Here is a 17,383-nt window from a genome sequence, read left to right as displayed (position 1 = left end):
GCCCCTCAGTCCTGGTAGCAGTACAGGACGTGCACGGCCACCATGCACAACCGGCCGTCCTCGGTGCTGGCCCGGACCTGGCAGTAGGCGGTCTGCTTCTCGGGGTTCACCGACTCCACCTCGTACTGGACCCGCACGGTCTGGCCCAGGAACACCGGCGCCAGGAAGCGGACCTTGTCATACCCGTAGGACAGCGCCGTCAGCCCGTGGTCGGCGCACAGTTTCGACGCCGCGGTCGAGGCCAGCGACAACGTCAGCGCCCCGTGCGCCACGCGCTGGCCCTCGGGGCGGGCCCGCATGTACTCGGCGTCGATGTGCTGCGGGGCGAAGTCGCCGGTGAGGCCGGCGAAGAGCGTCACATCGGTCTCCCCGACGGTCTTGCGGAACTCCGCCCGTGCCCCCACCGGGGGGAGCCAGGTGCGCTCAGACATGGGTGAACTCCTTCACTGCCCGGCGGCCGAGCATCGTCTCGTGGATCTCGCTGGTGCCATCGAAGATCTGCATGACCTTGGCGTCGTTGTGCAACTGCCACACCTGGGCGTCCTGGGCCAGGCCCGCTGCGCCGAAGATCTGCATCGCCTCGTCGGTGTGCCGGCGGGCGGCGTCGGAGGCGAACAGCTTCGCCATCGAGATCAGGTCCCGGTCGCCTCCGGGCTGGTCGGCGAACGAGGCCACCGCGGCCAGGGTGAGCTCGCGGGCGGCCCGGTAGTCGGTCCACATCCGGCCCAGTTTGATCTGGATGCTCGGCAGCGCACTGAGCGGTTTGCCGAACGCCTCGCGCGAGCCGGCGCGCCCGGTGCCCAGTTCCAGCGCGCGGTACATGAGCCCGCAGGAGTAGGAGGCGGCCTCGATGCGGGCCAGGTTCAACCCGTCCATCATCCCCGCAAAGCCGTCACAGGTGAGCAGGTTCTGCGCCGGAACAACGACGTCGGTGAACTCCAGGGTGCCGTTGGGCATGCCCAGCACGCCGGACAGCGCCGGGCCGGGTGCGCCGGTTGCGCCGCGGGAGTCCATCTCCACCACGAGGGCGATCGTGTCGGCGTCACGCCCGTCATGGCCCTCCTTGGCCAGCACGATCACATAGTCGGAGACCGGAGCAAGGCCGATCCAGCTCTTGGACCCGTTCAGGACGTACTCATCTCCGCGGCGCACCGCCACGGTGCGCATGGCCCGCACGTCGGTGCCCGCATGTGGTTCGGTCATGGCGAACCCGCCGAAGGCTTCCGCCCGCTTGGTTGCCTCCAGGTACTTCCGGCGCACCCGGGGCTGGGCGTACTTGGCGAGCAGGTAGGCGTGCAGCCGGGCCACGCTGGTGGCCACGGCCAGGCCCGGCATCACCCGGGCCAGGCGTTCGCTGGTCTCGTGCACGAGCAGTCCGCGGTCGAGGTTGAGCTCCTCGCCGTCGAACAGCAGCGACTGCAAGCCGAGGTCGGCCAGCTCGTGCAAGGCTCCGGGGAAGAAATCGGTGCCGTAGGACGGCAGCCGCTCGGCGCACCAGGTCTCTAGCCGGGTGAGAAGTTGTGCCTCATCCATGCGTTCTCCTTCCGGGACGCTCCCGGCGCATCCTCGCCAGGGTTCCCCGCGGTCATATCGGCCTCGCGGCCGGATCGGCTCCCCGGATCCTTCCCCCGCCTCGGGCGGGGGAGTTCCTGCGGTCCCTCCGGGGACAGGGCCCGCACGGGGTGTCAGAAGTCGGCCGTGGCAGCCCCGAAGTGGTCGGTCCCCAGTAACGCCGCCACGTATCCGGTCTCGGCGGCGGCGTGTACGCCGGCTGGATCCTCCCGGGCGTTCAGCAGCGCCTTGGCGTGCCCGACGGCGGCCACACTGGTCTGCTCGAGCAGCCCGGTCAGTTCGGCGACCCGGGCGCCCAGGGCGGCCTCGTCGTCGTGCACGCTGCTGACCAAGCCCAGCCGCGCGGCCGCATCGGCCTCGATCAACTCCCCGGTCAGGACCAGTTCCCTGGCCTTGGCCGCCCCGACGGCCTCGGCCAACCGCCACGTGCCACCCCAACCGGGGAGCACCCCCACCTTGACCTCCGGAAGGCCAAGGCGGGCGCCGGCCACCGCCACCCGGATGTCGCAGGCCAGGGCCAGTTCCAGCCCGCCGCCCAACGCCACGCCGTTGATCGCGGCGATCACCGGCACCGGCAGGGCACGCAACCGGGCAAAGAGGCGATGCCCGCCCATGTTGTCGGCGTGGAACTGCGTGCCACCGGCGGACTTGACCTGTTTCAGGTCCGCCCCGGCGCTGAAGGCCCGCGAGCCGGCCCCGGTGATCACCAGCGCCCGTACCGGCTCATCGCCGGCAGCGGCCTCGGTGACCTGATCCAGCACCCGGTCCAACCCGTGCAGGATCTCCCGGTTCAGGGCGTTGAGTTTGCCCTCCCGGTTCAGGCGCACCCATACCGCGGAGCCGTTACGTTCGGTCTCCACCAGTGGCGTTCCGGAGTCGATCACCTCATCACATCCCGATCAGGTTCGGCAGGAACAACACGAGTTCGGGGAAGACCACGCACAGCACCACCACGAGGACCATGACGAAGAAGAACGGCATCATGGGTCTGACCGCGGAGAGCACGGAAATCTTCCCGATCGAGGAAGCCACCAGCAGACACAGCCCCACCGGTGGGGTGATCAGACCCAGGGCCAGGGTCATCACCGCCACGATCCCGTAGTGCACCGGATCGATCCCGGCCAGCACCACGGCCGGACCGAGGACCGGGATCATGATCGCCATGGCCGGCAGCGCGTCCATGAACAACCCGATCGCGAACAGGATCAGCACGATCACCCCGAGCAGCGCCCAGCCCGGGACCGCATCCACGAGCCCCTGGAAGAGCCGCGGAATCCGGTACAGGGTCAGCACGTAGGCCAGCATGGTGGCCGCGGCCAGGGCGAACAGGGCCACGGACGTGAGTTTGGCTGCCGACACCAGCACCCGGCCGAGGTCGCGCAGGCTTACGGTGCGGTAGACCACCAGGGCCAGGAAGAGCGAGTAGACCACCGCAAGCAGGGCCGCCTCGGTGGCGGTGACGTATCCCAGGCGGAACCCGCCCAGCACGATCACGATGATGCCCAGTGAGGGCACCGCCCGCAGGAACGTGCGCCCGGCCTCACGTGCCTTGAACGAGGAGTCCCGGGGGTAGTTCTTCCTGCGGGCCACGATGTAGGCGGCGATCATCATGCCCACCCCCATCATCAACCCGGGCACGATGCCGCCAAGGAACAGCGCCCCGATGGAGGTGTTCGTCAACGAACCCCAGACGATGAGCTGGATGCTCGGTGGGATCACCGAACTGATCACGGCCGAGGCCGCGGTGATACCCACGGTGAAGCCGGCGGGGTAACCGCGTTTGATCATCTGCGGGATCAGCACCGAACCGGTACCGGCCACATCGGCGGTGGAGGACCCGGACATACCGGAGAACCCGATCGAGGCACCGACGTTGACGATTCCGAGACCACCGCGGATCCAACCCATCGTCGCGCGGGCGAAGTCGATGAGCTTCTCGGTGATCCCCGAGGCGGTCATGATCGAGGCGGCGAAGATGAAGAACGGAACCGCCAGCAGGATGAAGGAGTCCAGGCCCGCATACATCCGCTGCACCATCAACTCGGTGCTGAGTTGGGGATGCAGCAGCAGGAACGGCGCACAGGCCAGCAACAGGCCGAACGCCACCGGCACCCGCAGGGCACTGGCGAGCAGGAAGATGGTGAGGATGATGATCATGACGGCCATCGCGCTCATCGCACCTCACCCCCCTTGGTTCCCTCGTTCGGGTGCGTGGTCTCGCTCGTGATCGGCTCGATCAGGGCTTCCTCGTCGAGCCGAAGACCGCCCTTGTCCGGCCGGCGCATGCCTTCCCACCAGACCTCGATGGAGAACAGCACCATGAGGATCGAGGAGACCATCGGGGCGGTGAAGGTATACACCAGCGACATCCCCGAGGTAGTGGAGGTCCGCCCCGTGCCGGTCTCGACGAAGGACACGCTCCCGATGAACAACACCACCGCGATCACGGTGACCAGGGCCAGGCCCAGCGTGATGATGACACGCTGGGCCCGGTCCCCGAGGCTCTTGGGGATCAGGTCGATCAGGAAGTGCTCCGAGGTGCGTACCCCCACCGCTGCGCCGAGGAAGACCAACCAGATGAGGCACATCCGGGCGATCTCCTCGGTCCACAGCGCGCGGGTGAGGAAGGGCAGGTACCTGCCCAGGATCTGGTACGCGACGACGGCGACCATCACCGCCAGCGCAAAGGCGCTGAGGGCGACCGCGACCTTGTAGAGCGCGTCGGTGAGACGCCGAAGCATCAGCCCTCCGAACGCAGCGCGATGATCTGCTCGAGGGTGTCCACCGCGTCCCACTGCTCGGCGTAGTCGTACCAGACGTCCTCGACGGCGTCCTGGACACCCGAGGTGTCCACGTCGATGACCTCCACGCCATCACGCGAGGCGAGGTCGTCGAGCATCTCACCATCGACCTCGGACTCGAGGTTGCGCTCGAATTCGCCGGCCTCCTCGGCGGCCTCGATCACCAGCGCGGACAGTTCCTCACCGAGGTTGTCCAGGGTCATCTGGGAGATCAGCAGCGGACGGATGGTCACCTCGTGGTTGGTCCGCAGGATGTAGGGGGCCACCTCGTAGAACTTCTGGGAGTCGATGAAGACCGCCTCGTTGTCCGCGCCCTCGACGACGCCCTGCTGCAGTGCGTTGTAGAGCTCGTTGTAGGCCACCACGGTGGGCTCCAGGCCGATCGCGGCGAAGGAGTCGGTCAGCACGGCCGAGGGCTGCACGCGAAGCAGCCGGCCCTCGATGTCGTCGAGGGACTCGGCGGGCTCGGTGAAGAACAACTGCCGGAAACTACCGCCGAAGTAGGTCAGCGGTCGGGTTCCGGTGGTCTCGGCCAGGTTCTCGGCCAGTCCGGCGGCGATGTCTCCCTCGATGACGGCGTCGCGCTGTTCCTGGGAGTTGATCAGGAACGGCACCGACAGGATGGACATCTCCGGTGCGAACTCACCGATCGAACCGGGGGCGATGATGCCCACGTCGATGGTGCCGGACTGCATGCCCTGGAACATCTCGGTCTCGTTGCCCAGTGCCGCGTTCGGGTGGGTCTCCACCACTACACGGCCCTCGGTCTTCTCCTCCACCAGTTCGGCGAACCGGTTCAGGCCCTCGTCGAAGGGGGTATCGACGGCCAGTTGGTGCCCGGCGGTCAGGACGAACTCGGCCTCGGCGCCACCGCCGCCTCCGTTTCCGTTGGTGTCACCGGTGCCGTTGTCGTCGCCGTTGTCGCCGTTGCATCCGGCCAGTACGAGCGCGGCTGCGGCCGCGGTCGCGACCAGTGCGCGGCGGGTCATGGACTTGGTCATGGGAGTGAACCTCTCTTGAGTGAGTCTTCTGTGGGGTGCGTTGTGCGTGGATTGGTGCTGGGTTGCTGCTGGGTTGGTGCTGTCTGGATGGGTCAGAGGATAAGCACGGAAGGGCCTACTGGAAGAACGCGGGGTCCATCAGGGCTACGTCGCGGACAACCGGGGTGAAGTCCATCCGGTCCAGGACGTCGGCCTGCAGATCGATCCCGGGAGCGATCTCGATCAGTTCCAGACCCTCGTCGCCGAGGGTGAACACGGCGCGTTCGGTGACATAGAGAACCTCCTGGCCCAACTCGCGGGCCCGGGATGCGCTGAAGGTGATCTGGGCGACCTCCTCAACGAACTTGTGCACCTGACCTTCGGTGGTGACACGCAACTGGCCGCCGCCGATGTCGAATCTGGCGCCGAGGGCGGTGAAGGAACCGCAGAACACCACGCGCTTGGTGCCCTGGGTGATGTTGATGAATCCGCCGGCCCCGGAGATCGCTCCCTTGGGGCGGGAGGAGTTGACGTTGCCGTACTGGTCCACCTCGGCCACGCCGAGGAAGGCGATGTCCAACCCGCCGCCGTCGAAGTAGTCGAACTGGTAGGCCGCGTCCATGCTCACCGCGGGGTTGTAGACCGCACCGAACTCCACGCCTCCGGCAGGGGTTCCGCCGATGTGGCCGTGTTCGACCGCGAACGCCAACTTCTTGGTCAGGCCGCGTTCGGAAGCGATCTGGGCGATCCCGTCGGGCATCCCCACGCCGAGGTTGACCACCGAGTGGGGGGTGAGTTCCTCTGCGGCCCGTTCGGCCACCACCCGGCGCGGCCCCTTCGGCAGCCCCGGCAGGCTGGTGGCCGGAGCGCGCACCGCACCGGTGAAGGCCGGTTGGTAGTACTGCCGGGAGGTCTGGGGCTGATCCGGGGCGAGCACCACGCCGTCCACCAGCGCACCGGGAACCTTCACGGTGTGGGGGTGCATGGCGTAGGCCTCGGTGAGGTACTTCACCTGGGCGTAGACCTTTCCGCCATTGGCCTTGACGGCTTGGGCTGCGGAGAAGGCCTCCAACATCGAGGCTTCCTCGGTGAAGGAGAGGTTGCCCAACTCGTCGGCGCAGGTGGCCCGCAGTAACGCGACGTCCATGTGTGGCGCCGGGTAGAACAGGTATTCCTGGCCCGCCAGTTCCACCAGTTCCACGATCTGCTCGGTGGTCACCGCATTCAGCCGGCCACCTTCGACCCTCGGGTCCACGAAGGTGCGCAGGCCCACGCCCGTGACCAGGCCGGGGCGCTTTCCGCCGGTCTCGCGCAGCAACTGGGCGATCACTCCCTGCGGGAGGTTGTAGGCCTCGATCACGTCACGCTGGGCGAGGTCGGCCATCTTGGGCGCCATGCCCCAGTGCCCGCCCACCACGCGCTTGACCAGGCCCTCGTGCGCCAGGTGGTTCAATCCGGTGCTCTCCCGGTCGCCGATACCGGAGCAGTGCCAGATGGTCAGGGACGTCGGAGCGGCCTCGGTGGTGAAGCGTTCCTCGAGCGCGGCCAACAGTCGGCCCGGTTCCTGCAGACCTCCGCCGGAACCGCCCACGAAGACGGTGGAACCGGTCGGGATGCGCGCGGCGACCTCGGCCGCGGACAGCACCGGCTTGGGACTCCACTGGCCCTTGGGGTGGGCGACCTCGGAGGAGGCGGGAACGGATGGGGCAAGACTCATCAGGGACTCACTCCTGCAGTGCGTAGCAATTCCCGGCAGCGGGTCAGAGCAGCCAGGAAGTCGCGCCGGCGTTCTGGTGCGGTGCGCTGGGTCGGCGCCGAGACGCAGATGGCGTACCGGCCATCGGGGTCGTGTTGCACGGAGAGCGGGATGCCGATCGAGGTGACGCCGGCTTCGTTCTCCTCGTTGGCCTCGGTGTACCCGCGCTGGATGCTCCGGTCGACCTCTGCGATGAGGTCGGCGTTGTTGGTGATCGTGTGCGGGGTGAAACTCTCCAGTTGCAGCGACCCGATCAACTCGGCCCGTTGCGCCTCCGGCAGGGACGTGAGCAGGGCCTTGCCGATCGCGGTGCAGTGCAGCGGACCACGCTGACCCACGCTGCCCTTGATGCCGAGCATGCCGGGTCCGTGGATCACGTCCAGGTAGATGAACTCCTTGCCGATCAAGGTGCCCAGGATCACGGTCTCGCCGACGCTGTCGGCCAGGTCGGTGAGGATGGCGTGCATGTCGCTCGGCCCACTGGAGGCGTGCACCGCTTCCACGGCCAGGAACATCTGCGGTCCGAGCCGGTAGGTGGCCGAGGGGGAACGGGTGACCCAATCGGTGGCGACCAGGGTCGTCAGCATCCGGTGGGTGGTGCTCACCGGCAGGTTCTGGGCGCGAGCGATGGCGCTGACGCCCTGCCCGTGCGGATGCTGCATCAGGTGCTGCAGAACGCGCAGCCCCTTCGCCAGCATGCTGTTGGTTTCCATCGGACGGAAAGCCCTCCCGGTCAGTAGAAGATAGACGGTAACATGCAGACATGATGCGATCCACCCCCTCTGCCGAGGGTCATCCTTCCGACTCCCACGTGCCCGATGCGTTCGCCCGGTTGGACGACCAGGTGGTGCTCGTCACCGGTGCCGGCGGGGCCCTCGGCACCGCACTGATCAGCACGTTGCGCGCGGCCGGCGCCCGTGTGGTGGCCGCCGACCTGCAGGCCGTGCCCACCACCGACGACGGCGTGCACGCCGTGGCTTTGGACGTCACCTCGGAGGCGTCGGTGCTCACGGGAATGCAAGCCGCTGAGCGGGCGTGGGGCCGCCTGGATGCCGTCGTCAACAATGCCGGGGTGCTGCACGAGGTCGGCGTGGAGGACGCCCGCGCCGATGAGGTGTGGCAACGCACGATGGCGGTGAATCTGGACGGGGCGCACCGGGTGACCCGGATCGCGGTGCCCTACCTGCGCCGCCAACCCTCGGCCGCGATCGTCTCGATCGCTTCCCAACTGGCTTACAACGGTGGATCACAGGCCAGCGCCTACACCGCGTCCAAGGCGGGCCTGCTCGGCCTGACTCGCGCCCTCGCCCACGAACTGGGCCCGAATATCCGGTGCAATGCCGTGGCGCCCGGACCGCTGGAGACGGCGATGACGGTCGGCTACCCCGAGGAGTGGCGCGCCCGTAAGACCGCGAGGATGATCCAGGGCCGGTTCGGCCGCGCCGCTGAGGTGGCCCCGGCGGTGCGGTTCCTGCTCAGCGACGAGGCCTCCTTCATCACCGGCCAGACGGTGCACGTCAACGGTGGCGGGGTGATGTCATGACCACGCCGATCGCGGGGCTGAGCCAGGAGATGCTCACCGAGGCCGCCCACCTGTTGGACTTCGGTACCGGCGCGCGGCTGCCCCATGGCGGGTTCGGATGGCTCGACACCACCGGTGTGCCGATGCCCGGGCGCCCGCGGATGCTGTACGTCACCTGCCGGATGACCCACACCTACGCACTCGGCGCGCTCGCCGGGCACCGCGGCGCCACGCAGATGGTGCGCCACGGCATCGCTGCGCTGAACGACGTCTTCCGCGACGCCGACCACGGCGGATGGTTCACGGCAGTCGATGAGACCACCGCGGAGCCGGTGCAACCGACCAAGTGGGCCTACCCCCACTCCTTCGTGGTGCTGGCGGCGGCCTCGGCCACCCTCGCCGGCGTGCGCGGTGGGCGTGACCTGCTGGAGGAAGCACTGGGGGTGTTGACCGACCGGTTCTGGGATGAGGCCCAGGGCGCGCTGGTGGAGGAGTGGGACCGCACGTTCACCACCCTGAGCCCCTACCGCGGGGCCAATTCGGCGATGCACGGGGTGGAGGCGTTGCTCGCCGCCACCGATGCCACCGGTGACGGGCGCTGGGCGCAGATGGCCCACCGGATCTCCGAGCGGATGGTTGCGGCCGCCCGCGACCACGACTGGCGCCTTCCCGAGCACTACGACGAACAATGGCAGCCCGACCTGGAGCACAACGCGGACCAGCGCGAGGATCCGTTCAAACCCTACGGCGCCACGCCCGGTCACTCCTTCGAGTGGGCCCGCTTGCTGGTGCACCTGGGACGAGACGATGCCGATCTGACCGCTGCGGCCGAGCAGTTGTTCCACCGCGCCGTCACCGACGCCTGGGCGGTCGACGGCGAGGAGGGCTTCGTCTACACCGTCGACTGGCAGGGTGAGCCGATCGTGCGCAACCGGCTGCATTGGGTGCTGTGCGAGGCGCTCGCAGCCGCGAGCGTGCTGGGTCAGACCACCCAACTGCTCGAGTACCCCACCTGGCTGCAGCGGTGGTGGCGCTACGCCCGGGAACACCACATGGATACCGTCGGGGGCTCCTGGCACCACGAACTCGGCCCGGACCTGACCCCGTCCACCCGCATCAGGCCCGGCAAGGCAGACATCTACCACGCCGTGCAGGCCTGCCTGCTGCCGGTCCTCCCCCCCGCACGGTCGCTGGCCGGGGCGCTGGCCGCCACGACCGTCCACCTTCCCGAACCACCTGCCCGCGGGCGCTGGCGTGGCCGCGGCGCAACCGATCGGCAGCAGTAGCCCCGAACCGACGGCGCGGACGCGACCGTCACCCCGAAGGAGAATCCCATGACGGCGCCCCCCGACCTCACCGGAGCCAGCGACGACCTGCGGGAGATGGTGCGCGAATTCGCCGCAGCCCGCATCGCCCCGGTGGTGGCCGGACTCGACGAGACCGAACGCTTCCCGAGCGAGATCTACCAGGAGATGGGTGGGCTCGGACTCCTTGGTATCACCGTCGATGAGGACCACGGGGGTGCCGGCGGAACAGTCGCCGACTACATCACGGTGATGGAGGAACTCTCCTACGGATACGCCAGCGTGGCCGACCAGTGCGGCCTGGTGGAACTGGTGGCCTCGCTGCTGGTGGCGCACGGCACGCCCGGCCAGCGCGAGCAGTACCTGCCCGGGCTGCTTGCCGGCGCGCGGCGCTGCAGTTACGCACTGACCGAGGCCGCAGCCGGTTCCGACCTCGGGGGGCTGGCGACCACGGCACGCCGCGACGGCGATGACTGGGTACTGAACGGGGAGAAGGTCTTCATCCACAACGCACCGGTGGCCGACTTCGCGATGGTGCTGGCCGTCACGGATGCGTCCAAGCGCAAGCGCGGTGGCATGTCGATGTTCCTGGTCGACGTGGACCAGCCCGGTGTGGAGCGCGCGTACACCGAGCACAAGATGGGCCAGCGGGCCTCCCCGGTGGGCGGTTTCGTGTTCCGGGACGTCCGCCTGCCCGCCACCGCCATGCTCGGTGCCGAGGGAGCCGGCTTCGGCGCGGTCCTGTCAGTGCTCGAGAAGGGGCGCCTGGGGATCGGTGCGCTGGCCAACGGCATCACCCGCGCAGCGGTGGACACCGCCCGTGAGTACGCGGTGGGCCGGCGCCAGTTCGGCCAGCAGATCGGGGCGTTCCAGGCCGTTTCCTTCACCCTGGCGGACATGGCCACCGAGTATCAGGCCGCCAGGTTGCTGCTGGAGTCCGGCGCCGCGCGTCTGGACGCCGGTCAGGAGGCCGGGGTCGCGTGCTCGATGGCCAAGCTGTTCGCGAGCGAGACGGCGGTGCGCGCCACCGGGCATGCCGTGCAGATCCTGGGTGGGTCCGGATACATCCGGGGGGTGCCCGCCGAACGGCTCTACCGCGACGCCCGGGTCACCACGATCTATGAGGGCACCAGCGAGGTGCAGCGCCTGATCATCTCCCGGGACCTGCTCGGCCGGCGCGCGTGAACCCATGGGATCGGCGGGCTCGTCTGACCACGCTCCGGTGGGCTCGCCCGGGTCGACGCCCGCCGGGCTCCCCCCAGGCGGCTGACCCCGTCGGTTGGCGCGTGCGTGTCCCAACCCACGCCCCGGTCCGCTGCGGTTCGCGGGCAGGCTAAGGTCGACGCCGTGGACCTGATCTGGCGGCCTCTGACCCTGCACGATGTTGCGGCAGCCACGGAGTTGAACAACACCGTGGCCCTCGCCGATGGCACCGGGGAGGTGATCACCCAGGGCGCCCAGGCCGACTTCCTCAACCAACCGAGATTCGATCGGGGCACCGACACCATGAGTGTGTGGAAGGGCACGGACCTGATCGGTGCCGGCGTGGTGTCCAGCCGCGAGACGCTGGTGGAGGGCCGGGCCCTGATGGGCACGCACGGACACATCCACCCCGACCACCGCCGCCAGGGCCTGGGCACGCAGTTGCTCACCTGGTTGCAGGAGCGCGCCTTGGCCCTGGCCGGGGCGCGGTTCCCCGGCGCTCCGGTGCGGCTGCGCACCTCCGGGGACCTGGCCGGCTCACCCACCCAGCGTCTCCTGGAGGCCTTCGGGTACACCCCGGACAATTCCTTCCTGACCATGGAGGTGGACCTGGCCTCCTGGGCCGACCCGGGCACGGGGACCCGCGCCGTCGCACCGGACGTGGCGACGCAGGATGCGATCCGCGAGGCGCACAACGACTCCTTCCGTGACCACCGCAACCACAGTGAGATATCCGCCTCGGACTGGCAGCATTTCGCCACCATGTCGACCGTGCGGCCAGAACTCTCGCGGGTGATCCGCGACGGCGACCGGGTGTTGGCCTACGCGATCGCGGGGGAGCACCAACCCGGGGTTGTGCACATCAACCTGGTCGGAACGCGCCGGGAGGTGCGCGGCCAGGGCCTGGCCAAGGACGTGCTGATCGCGGCCCTGCGGGCGGCGCGCGACGCCGGGTACCGCGTCAGTGAACTGGAGGTGGACTCCACCAGCCCGACCGGCGCCGACCGTCTCTACCGCTCGGTGGGCTACCAGGAGGTGCGGGTGATCTCCCGCTACATCCGCGACGTCGGCTGAGCGAATCGCGCCGCCGGTAGCGCGTGCGGTTTGCAGTTCCGATCCGGCCACGATCCGGTTTCAGGTGGGGCACGATGGGGCGGTGCCCACCACCTACCGTGTCCGGATTGACCTGGACGATGTCACCCCGCCGATCTGGCGGGAGGTGCGCATCGGTGCCGACAAACCGCTCCCGGTCCTGCACTGCGTGCTGCAGGAGGCGATGGGGTGGATGGATGCCCATCTGCACGCCTTCCGCCGTACCGCTGCCGGAGGGCACGTACAGGTCTGGCAGGAGTCCCCGGACGTGTTCGACCCCCCGCTCCCGGAAGCGCCCTCGGTGCAGGAGGAAGCCGAGGCCACCGTGGCCGATCTGCTGCCGGCCCAGGGGGCGCGGGCGACGTATCTCTATGATTTCGGGGACGGTTGGGAGCACAGCCTCACCGTGGTGGAGGTCACCGAGGAGGCAGCCGACGACGACGCAGCGCACGTCGTGGGCGGAGAACGCGCCGGTCCGCCGGAGGACTGCGGCGGAGCCCCCGGCTACATGCACCTGCGGCGGAACCTGACCGCACTGGCCCAGGACCCCGATGCCGATCTGGAGGAGGGGGTCCGGGAGGTCATCCACCTCACCTTCGGCTCCCGGGAGCCGGCCCGGATCCTCGCCCTGCTGGACCGATTCGACGTCCGGACCGCAGACGCCCGGGTCCGTGCCGTCACCACGCCCCTGCCCCCCATCGGTGCACCGTTGTCGCAGGTGATGGCCGAGGCGGAGGCGCGTGGCTCGGTGCTGCTGACCCGGATGGCCCACCTCGCGCGTCTGGATCACACCAACCGGCTTGACCCGGATGCCTGCGTGGCGATGATGGACCCGCTCATCTGGTTCCTGCGGCACGTGAGCACCGACGGCCTGGAACTGACCTCCGCCGGATTCCTCCGGCCGGCCGACGTGGCGGCCGTGGCACAGCGGCTGCAGTTGCACCGGGAGGGTCCCGGCGCCCACAACCGGGAGTCACACTCACCCCGGGTGACCGAATTCCGTGAGACGGTCCAGGCCCTCGGGTTGGCGCGCAAGGCCAAGGGCACGCTGTCGCTGACCGCCGCCGGCAAGCGTCTCATGGACGACCCGGTGGCGCTGTGGCGGCACGTGGTGGGCCGGCTGCCGCTGGGCCGCACCGAGTTCGACCGGGCCTGCGCCATGGTGATGATGCTCGACCTGGCCGGGCAACCCGTGGCGGAGCCGGAACTGGTGACGCGATTCGATGCCCTGGAGCCGGCGGAGCGATCCGACCGGCTGCGCAGGGAGCGGCGCCGGGTGGACCACAGACTCGCCGATGCGGTCTCGGCGCTGGGCTGGCGCACCGATGAGGGCCTGGTCGACGGGCTGGACGTGCGCCTGGGGGGCTACCTGACCCTGACGGTGCTGCGACGCTGTGATGTGCTTCCGCACTCCCGTGGGGACCTGCTCTGGACCCCCACCGCTCACGGGCGAGAGTTGCTGATCGCGGCGCTACGCGCCTGAGGCGTATGCGGCACGTGCTCAGGCGAGCAGCTCGCGCAGCTCCGCGGCGCTGAGCGCACCGGATCCGGTGGTACGCGCCGGTGCCGGCGCGGTTGAGAATGTGGCGCCAGTGTCGGCGGCGGTCTCGGCTGTGCCACCTTCGCCGTCCTCGGCCAGCACCCCGGCCACGAGTTCGCGTTTCGATTCCTGCAGGGCCAACACCTTCTCCTCGATGGTGTTGGTGGCCACCAGCCGGTAGACCATCACCGGCCGGCGCTGCCCGATCCGGTGCGTGCGATCCACCGCCTGGGCCTCCACCGCAGGGTTCCACCACGGATCAGCCAGGACGGCGTAATCGGCCATGGTCAGGTTCAGGCCGACCCCGCCGGCCTTGAGGCTGATCAGGAACACCGGATCATCGCCCTTGGCGAAGCCCTCGATCACACCAGCCCGGCGCTTGGTGGACCCGTCCAGGTAGGCATACCCCACGCCCTCGGCCCGCAGCCGCTCGGCGATCCGGACGAGGTACCGGGTGAACTGGGAGAACACCAGCACCCGGTGCCCTTCCGCAGCGGCCTCGCGCAGCAGTGGGAGCAACACCTCGAGCTTCGAACTCTGTGCCGTGGTCTCCGGGTCCACCAGGGTCGCGTCGATGGCCAGTTGTCGCAGCCGGGTGAGCGCGGCCAGGACCTCAACCCGGTTGCGGTCCAGATCCTCCACCAGCCGCAGCACCCGCTGGCGCTCGAGTTGCAGGTGCTTGTCGTACACCCGCCGGTGTGCAGGGTTCAGTTCCACCGGTACCACTTGCTCCTGCTTGGGCGGCAGGTCGGTGGCGACCTGGTCCTTGGTGCGGCGCAACAGGAACGGAGCGATCCGGCGACGCAGCCGGGACATCAGGTCCGGAGCCTGCGCCTGCCCGCTCTCGATCGGGCGGCGGTAGACCGCTCGGAACTGTGCGGGGCTACCCAACAAACCCGGTGCGACCAGCGCCGACATCGCCCACAACTCCTCGAGCGTGTTCTCCAGGGGTGTGCCGGTCACGGCGAAGGTGAGCGGGGCGGCGACCTTCTTGGCGCTCGCGAACGCCTTGGAGGTGTGGTTCTTGGCGTGCTGGGCCTCATCGAGCACCAGGCCGGCCACGTTCAATTCGGCGTACTCGGCCGCCTCCAGGCGCAGCAGCGCGTAGGAGGTGACGATGACGTCGGCCTCGGCGGCCACATCGGCGAGCGTGCGCCCGCGGCGGGCCCCGGTTGCGTTGACCGGTGCCACGCGCAGATCCGGGGTGAACTTGGCGGCCTCGGCGACCCAGTTCGGTACCACCGACGTCGGTGCGACCACGAGCCACGGCCCACTCGGGGCGGTGGCTGCGGGTTCTGGAGGGTTCTGCACTGCCGTTGCGGAGGGGATGATCTCGGAGCCTGCGGCTTCCTCGCCTCCGGTGATCGCTGCGGCGTTGGCGGCCTGGGTGCGCTCATCGAGAATCATCGCCAGCACCTGCACCGTCTTACCGAGTCCCATGTCATCGGCGAGGATTCCGCCCAGTCCGCTGCGGCGCAGGGTGGCCAACCACTCATAGCCCGACTGTTGATAGGGCCGCAGCGACGCGCGCAGACCGGCCGGGACCGGCGGGGGGTCGGGCCGGCGCTGCGCCGCTTGCCGCAGTGCCCGGAACCACTCATGCTCCGAGGCGGACACCAGACCGAGGGCCAGTAACTCCTCCCACCAGGACACTTGCACGCGTGGAACCCGCAGTGCCTTGCGACGCTGGTCACCCAGCTCGCGGGACTCGGCCAGCAGCGCCCGGAGTTGTTCCAGTTCGGGATCATCCAGCAGCACATAGGTGCCATCGGGAAGGAAGAGGGCATCGAGCCCGCGGGTCAGGGCCGTGATGACGTGACTGATCGGCACCTCCCGCCCGGCCACGGCCATGGTGACGTCCAGATCGAGCCAGTCCCGCCCTGCCTCGGTGACCGAGACCTGCACCGTCGGGTCGCCGGCGTGGGTGAACGTCGGCAGCGCGCTCGCGGTGACGAGCACCCCTGCCTCCTGCAACTGCGGAAGGACGTCATCGATCAGGGTGACCACGGCCAGCCCGTGCACCCGTGCGCGCGAACGTGGACCCTCGTCGTCGACCGTGCCGGGCAGTGGTTGCAGCAGCGCCGCGGCACGGGTGCACAGCGCCCGCTCGGCCTCGGCGTCGCGCCGCGGATCAGTCGGCTCACCGGGCAGGTCGAGTGGGCCGTACCCCTCGCCGTCCTCGTCCCGGTAGTGCACCGACCAGGTCAGCGTCGCCTGCGGTGTGGCCGGTTCGTGCCACGCGGTGGGTACGCCGTCGGTGCCGGTTGCGATCTGTACGTCCAGGTGCAGCACCGGGGTAGGAGGCGGCGGCGGGACGTAACTGTCATCGGGACTGATCCAGACCTCCCGGAGGATGTGCGGCAGCACCTCCCGCTGGAACTGGCGACGGTCGGCCGCTGGGACGCGCACCGGGGTCCCGGCGCGGTGCAGGGCGGACCAGGCCGGGCTCGCCGGACGGGTCAGGGGAGCCAGGTGCAGACCTGCATCATCGGTCCAGATCAGGCCGTGGGGCGGGGTACCGATCGCGGCCAGGCTCTGCCCGGGTTCCGGCGCGTCCGGATGGGTGAGCACGGCGCCCACCCGGATCTCGCCGTCGCGCTCGGTCACGGTGATCGGCGCCGTACCCGGCTCGGCCTCGATCATGACCGTGCGGTACTCGGTGGCAACCAGTTCCACGCCGGAGGCCACGATCTGCTCCAGGGTCGGCCACAGGCCGGGGTTGTCTATCCGGTCCAGGCTGATCCAGGTCGGCTCACCCATCGACCACGGGTCGGACTGGTTGGCCATCCGGCGCAGTGCGTCCAGGGCGTCCACCTGGGACCGGGCGGCACCGTCGATGTGACCGCCCCGCACGCTCGACCAGGTCGCCCCGGCGTTCACCCAGGCCTTGCGCTTTCCCGGCCGCATCGGCCGCACCCGCAAGGCGCCGAGCTCGGCGCGGCCCGCCCAGGAGAAGTGATGAGGTGCTCCGGCGGCCGGCGGGTCGAACTCCACCGCCAGGGCCAGTGAGGAGGTGGCGGGCTGCGGTCCTCCGAAGACCTCGGTGAGCACGCTCTGCCAGTGCGCGGGCGCACGGCCGGGCTCGCGGGTGTGGTGCCGCGCGGTCAACAGCAGGGCCACGGCGTGCTTGCAGTCGAACTGCACCGGGCAGGTGCACTGTCCCTCGATCTCATCGACGTTCCCGTGCGAGGTGACCTGGTACTCGGCCCGCACCTGATAGGTGCGTCCGCCCGACCCCTGGCAGGTGCCGGCCACGTACCGGTTCCGATGGTCGTGCTCCAGGACCTCGGCCCGGCCCTGGCGTGCGTAGGCCCGGCCCCGGGTGAACGTGTTGGGGCCCACGATCCCGATCAGCTCGATGCCGGTGTCCACGCCGTCCACGTTAGATGGTGCCACCCACATCTCACCTCGGCGCCTGCGGCAGCGGTGGACAGCAGGAGCGGGTCAGGGCGGTGGTGGATGACCGGGGGCGGGCAGGGCGGTGGTGGATGACCGGGGGCGGGCACGGCAGTGGTGGACAACCGCTATTTGCCGGTGTCTGCGGCGCCGGGCGATACTGACCGGGCCGTCCAGGCCGGTGATCACCGTGGTCACCGACATCTGGCCCGGCACC

General features: G+C 69.4%; 14 protein-coding genes. 5 read left to right on the top strand and 9 right to left on the bottom strand.

Annotated features, from left to right (window positions below; translation table 11 throughout):
• Window positions 1-5: 5 nt before the first annotated feature.
• The 8 genes from ACO0LV_RS15865 to ACO0LV_RS15830 form a co-directional block, all read right to left on the bottom strand.
• Complete coding sequence (locus tag ACO0LV_RS15865; protein ID WP_424788889.1) at window positions 6-431, bottom strand: MaoC family dehydratase; 426 nt, start codon at window positions 429-431, stop codon at window positions 6-8.
• On the bottom strand, window positions 424-1,533 hold the full coding sequence (locus ACO0LV_RS15860; protein WP_424788888.1) for an acyl-CoA dehydrogenase family protein: 1,110 nt from the start codon (window positions 1,531-1,533) through the stop codon (window positions 424-426). The genes ACO0LV_RS15865 and ACO0LV_RS15860 overlap by 8 nt, the downstream gene beginning before the upstream one ends.
• A gap of 152 nt (window positions 1,534-1,685) precedes the next feature.
• On the bottom strand, window positions 1,686-2,456 hold the full coding sequence (locus tag ACO0LV_RS15855; protein ID WP_424788887.1) for an enoyl-CoA hydratase/isomerase family protein: 771 nt from the start codon (window positions 2,454-2,456) through the stop codon (window positions 1,686-1,688).
• 4 nt (window positions 2,457-2,460) lie between these two features.
• A complete protein-coding gene (locus ACO0LV_RS15850) occupies window positions 2,461-3,747 on the bottom strand; it encodes a TRAP transporter large permease (RefSeq protein ID WP_424788886.1) in 1,287 nt (428 codons plus the stop codon).
• On the bottom strand, window positions 3,744-4,313 hold the full coding sequence (locus tag ACO0LV_RS15845) for a TRAP transporter small permease (RefSeq protein WP_424788885.1): 570 nt from the start codon (window positions 4,311-4,313) through the stop codon (window positions 3,744-3,746). The genes ACO0LV_RS15850 and ACO0LV_RS15845 overlap by 4 nt, the downstream gene beginning before the upstream one ends.
• Window positions 4,313-5,374 (bottom strand): TRAP transporter substrate-binding protein, encoded by a 1,062-nt coding sequence (locus ACO0LV_RS15840; RefSeq protein WP_424788884.1) that lies wholly within the window; start codon window positions 5,372-5,374, stop codon window positions 4,313-4,315. Before ACO0LV_RS15840 ends, ACO0LV_RS15845 begins: the two co-directional genes overlap by 1 nt.
• A gap of 115 nt (window positions 5,375-5,489) precedes the next feature.
• Complete coding sequence (locus ACO0LV_RS15835; protein WP_424788883.1) at window positions 5,490-7,070, bottom strand: acyl CoA:acetate/3-ketoacid CoA transferase; 1,581 nt, start codon at window positions 7,068-7,070, stop codon at window positions 5,490-5,492.
• Window positions 7,070-7,822, bottom strand: coding sequence for an IclR family transcriptional regulator (locus tag ACO0LV_RS15830; RefSeq protein ID WP_424788882.1), 753 nt, complete (start codon window positions 7,820-7,822; stop codon window positions 7,070-7,072). The genes ACO0LV_RS15835 and ACO0LV_RS15830 overlap by 1 nt, the downstream gene beginning before the upstream one ends.
• A 50-nt stretch (window positions 7,823-7,872) precedes the next feature.
• Between ACO0LV_RS15830 and ACO0LV_RS15825 the strand changes: the two genes are divergently transcribed.
• The 5 genes from ACO0LV_RS15825 to ACO0LV_RS15805 all read left to right on the top strand — a co-directional run bounded on the left by ACO0LV_RS15825 (window position 7,873) and on the right by ACO0LV_RS15805 (window position 13,713).
• Window positions 7,873-8,652, top strand: a complete 780-nt coding sequence (locus tag ACO0LV_RS15825; protein ID WP_424788881.1) for an SDR family NAD(P)-dependent oxidoreductase — start codon at window positions 7,873-7,875, stop codon at window positions 8,650-8,652.
• Window positions 8,649-9,917 (top strand): AGE family epimerase/isomerase, encoded by a 1,269-nt coding sequence (locus tag ACO0LV_RS15820; protein WP_424788880.1) that lies wholly within the window; start codon window positions 8,649-8,651, stop codon window positions 9,915-9,917. Before ACO0LV_RS15825 ends, ACO0LV_RS15820 begins: the two co-directional genes overlap by 4 nt.
• Before the next feature lie 48 nt (window positions 9,918-9,965).
• Window positions 9,966-11,120, top strand: a complete 1,155-nt coding sequence (locus ACO0LV_RS15815) for an acyl-CoA dehydrogenase family protein (RefSeq protein WP_424788879.1) — start codon at window positions 9,966-9,968, stop codon at window positions 11,118-11,120.
• Window positions 11,121-11,282: 162 nt separating this feature from the next.
• Window positions 11,283-12,212, top strand: coding sequence for a GNAT family N-acetyltransferase (locus tag ACO0LV_RS15810; RefSeq protein ID WP_424788878.1), 930 nt, complete (start codon window positions 11,283-11,285; stop codon window positions 12,210-12,212).
• An 82-nt stretch (window positions 12,213-12,294) separates the two neighbouring features.
• Entirely contained in the window at window positions 12,295-13,713 is a 1,419-nt protein-coding gene (locus ACO0LV_RS15805) for a plasmid pRiA4b ORF-3 family protein (RefSeq protein ID WP_424788877.1), read from the top strand.
• Window positions 13,714-13,731: 18 nt separating this feature from the next.
• Here ACO0LV_RS15805 and ACO0LV_RS15800 read toward each other — a convergent pair whose 3' ends face one another.
• Window positions 13,732-17,166 (bottom strand): SNF2-related protein, encoded by a 3,435-nt coding sequence (locus ACO0LV_RS15800; RefSeq protein ID WP_424788876.1) that lies wholly within the window; start codon window positions 17,164-17,166, stop codon window positions 13,732-13,734.
• Window positions 17,167-17,383 lie beyond the last annotated feature (217 nt).

The sequence above is a fragment of the Pseudactinotalea sp. Z1739 genome (assembly GCF_049725055.1).
In the GTDB taxonomy this organism is placed as follows: domain Bacteria; phylum Actinomycetota; class Actinomycetes; order Actinomycetales; family Beutenbergiaceae; genus CALKWS01.
This window is presented reverse-complemented; position numbering and strand designations above follow the sequence as displayed.

Excerpts from the sequence above, each read along its gene's own strand:
- ACO0LV_RS15865 (WP_424788889.1), bottom strand. The coding sequence starts at position 431 with ATGTCTGAGCGCACCTGGCTCCCCCCGGTGGGGGCACGGGCGGAGTTC.
- ACO0LV_RS15860 (WP_424788888.1), bottom strand. The coding sequence starts at position 1,533 with ATGGATGAGGCACAACTTCTCACCCGGCTAGAGACCTGGTGCGCCGAG.
- ACO0LV_RS15850 (WP_424788886.1), bottom strand. The coding sequence starts at position 3,747 with ATGAGCGCGATGGCCGTCATGATCATCATCCTCACCATCTTCCTGCTC.
- ACO0LV_RS15845 (WP_424788885.1), bottom strand. The coding sequence starts at position 4,313 with ATGCTTCGGCGTCTCACCGACGCGCTCTACAAGGTCGCGGTCGCCCTC.
- ACO0LV_RS15840 (WP_424788884.1), bottom strand. The coding sequence starts at position 5,374 with ATGACCAAGTCCATGACCCGCCGCGCACTGGTCGCGACCGCGGCCGCA.
- ACO0LV_RS15835 (WP_424788883.1), bottom strand. The coding sequence starts at position 7,070 with ATGAGTCTTGCCCCATCCGTTCCCGCCTCCTCCGAGGTCGCCCACCCC.
- ACO0LV_RS15830 (WP_424788882.1), bottom strand. The coding sequence starts at position 7,822 with ATGGAAACCAACAGCATGCTGGCGAAGGGGCTGCGCGTTCTGCAGCAC.
- ACO0LV_RS15825 (WP_424788881.1), top strand. The coding sequence starts at position 7,873 with ATGATGCGATCCACCCCCTCTGCCGAGGGTCATCCTTCCGACTCCCAC.
- ACO0LV_RS15820 (WP_424788880.1), top strand. The coding sequence starts at position 8,649 with ATGACCACGCCGATCGCGGGGCTGAGCCAGGAGATGCTCACCGAGGCC.
- ACO0LV_RS15815 (WP_424788879.1), top strand. The coding sequence starts at position 9,966 with ATGACGGCGCCCCCCGACCTCACCGGAGCCAGCGACGACCTGCGGGAG.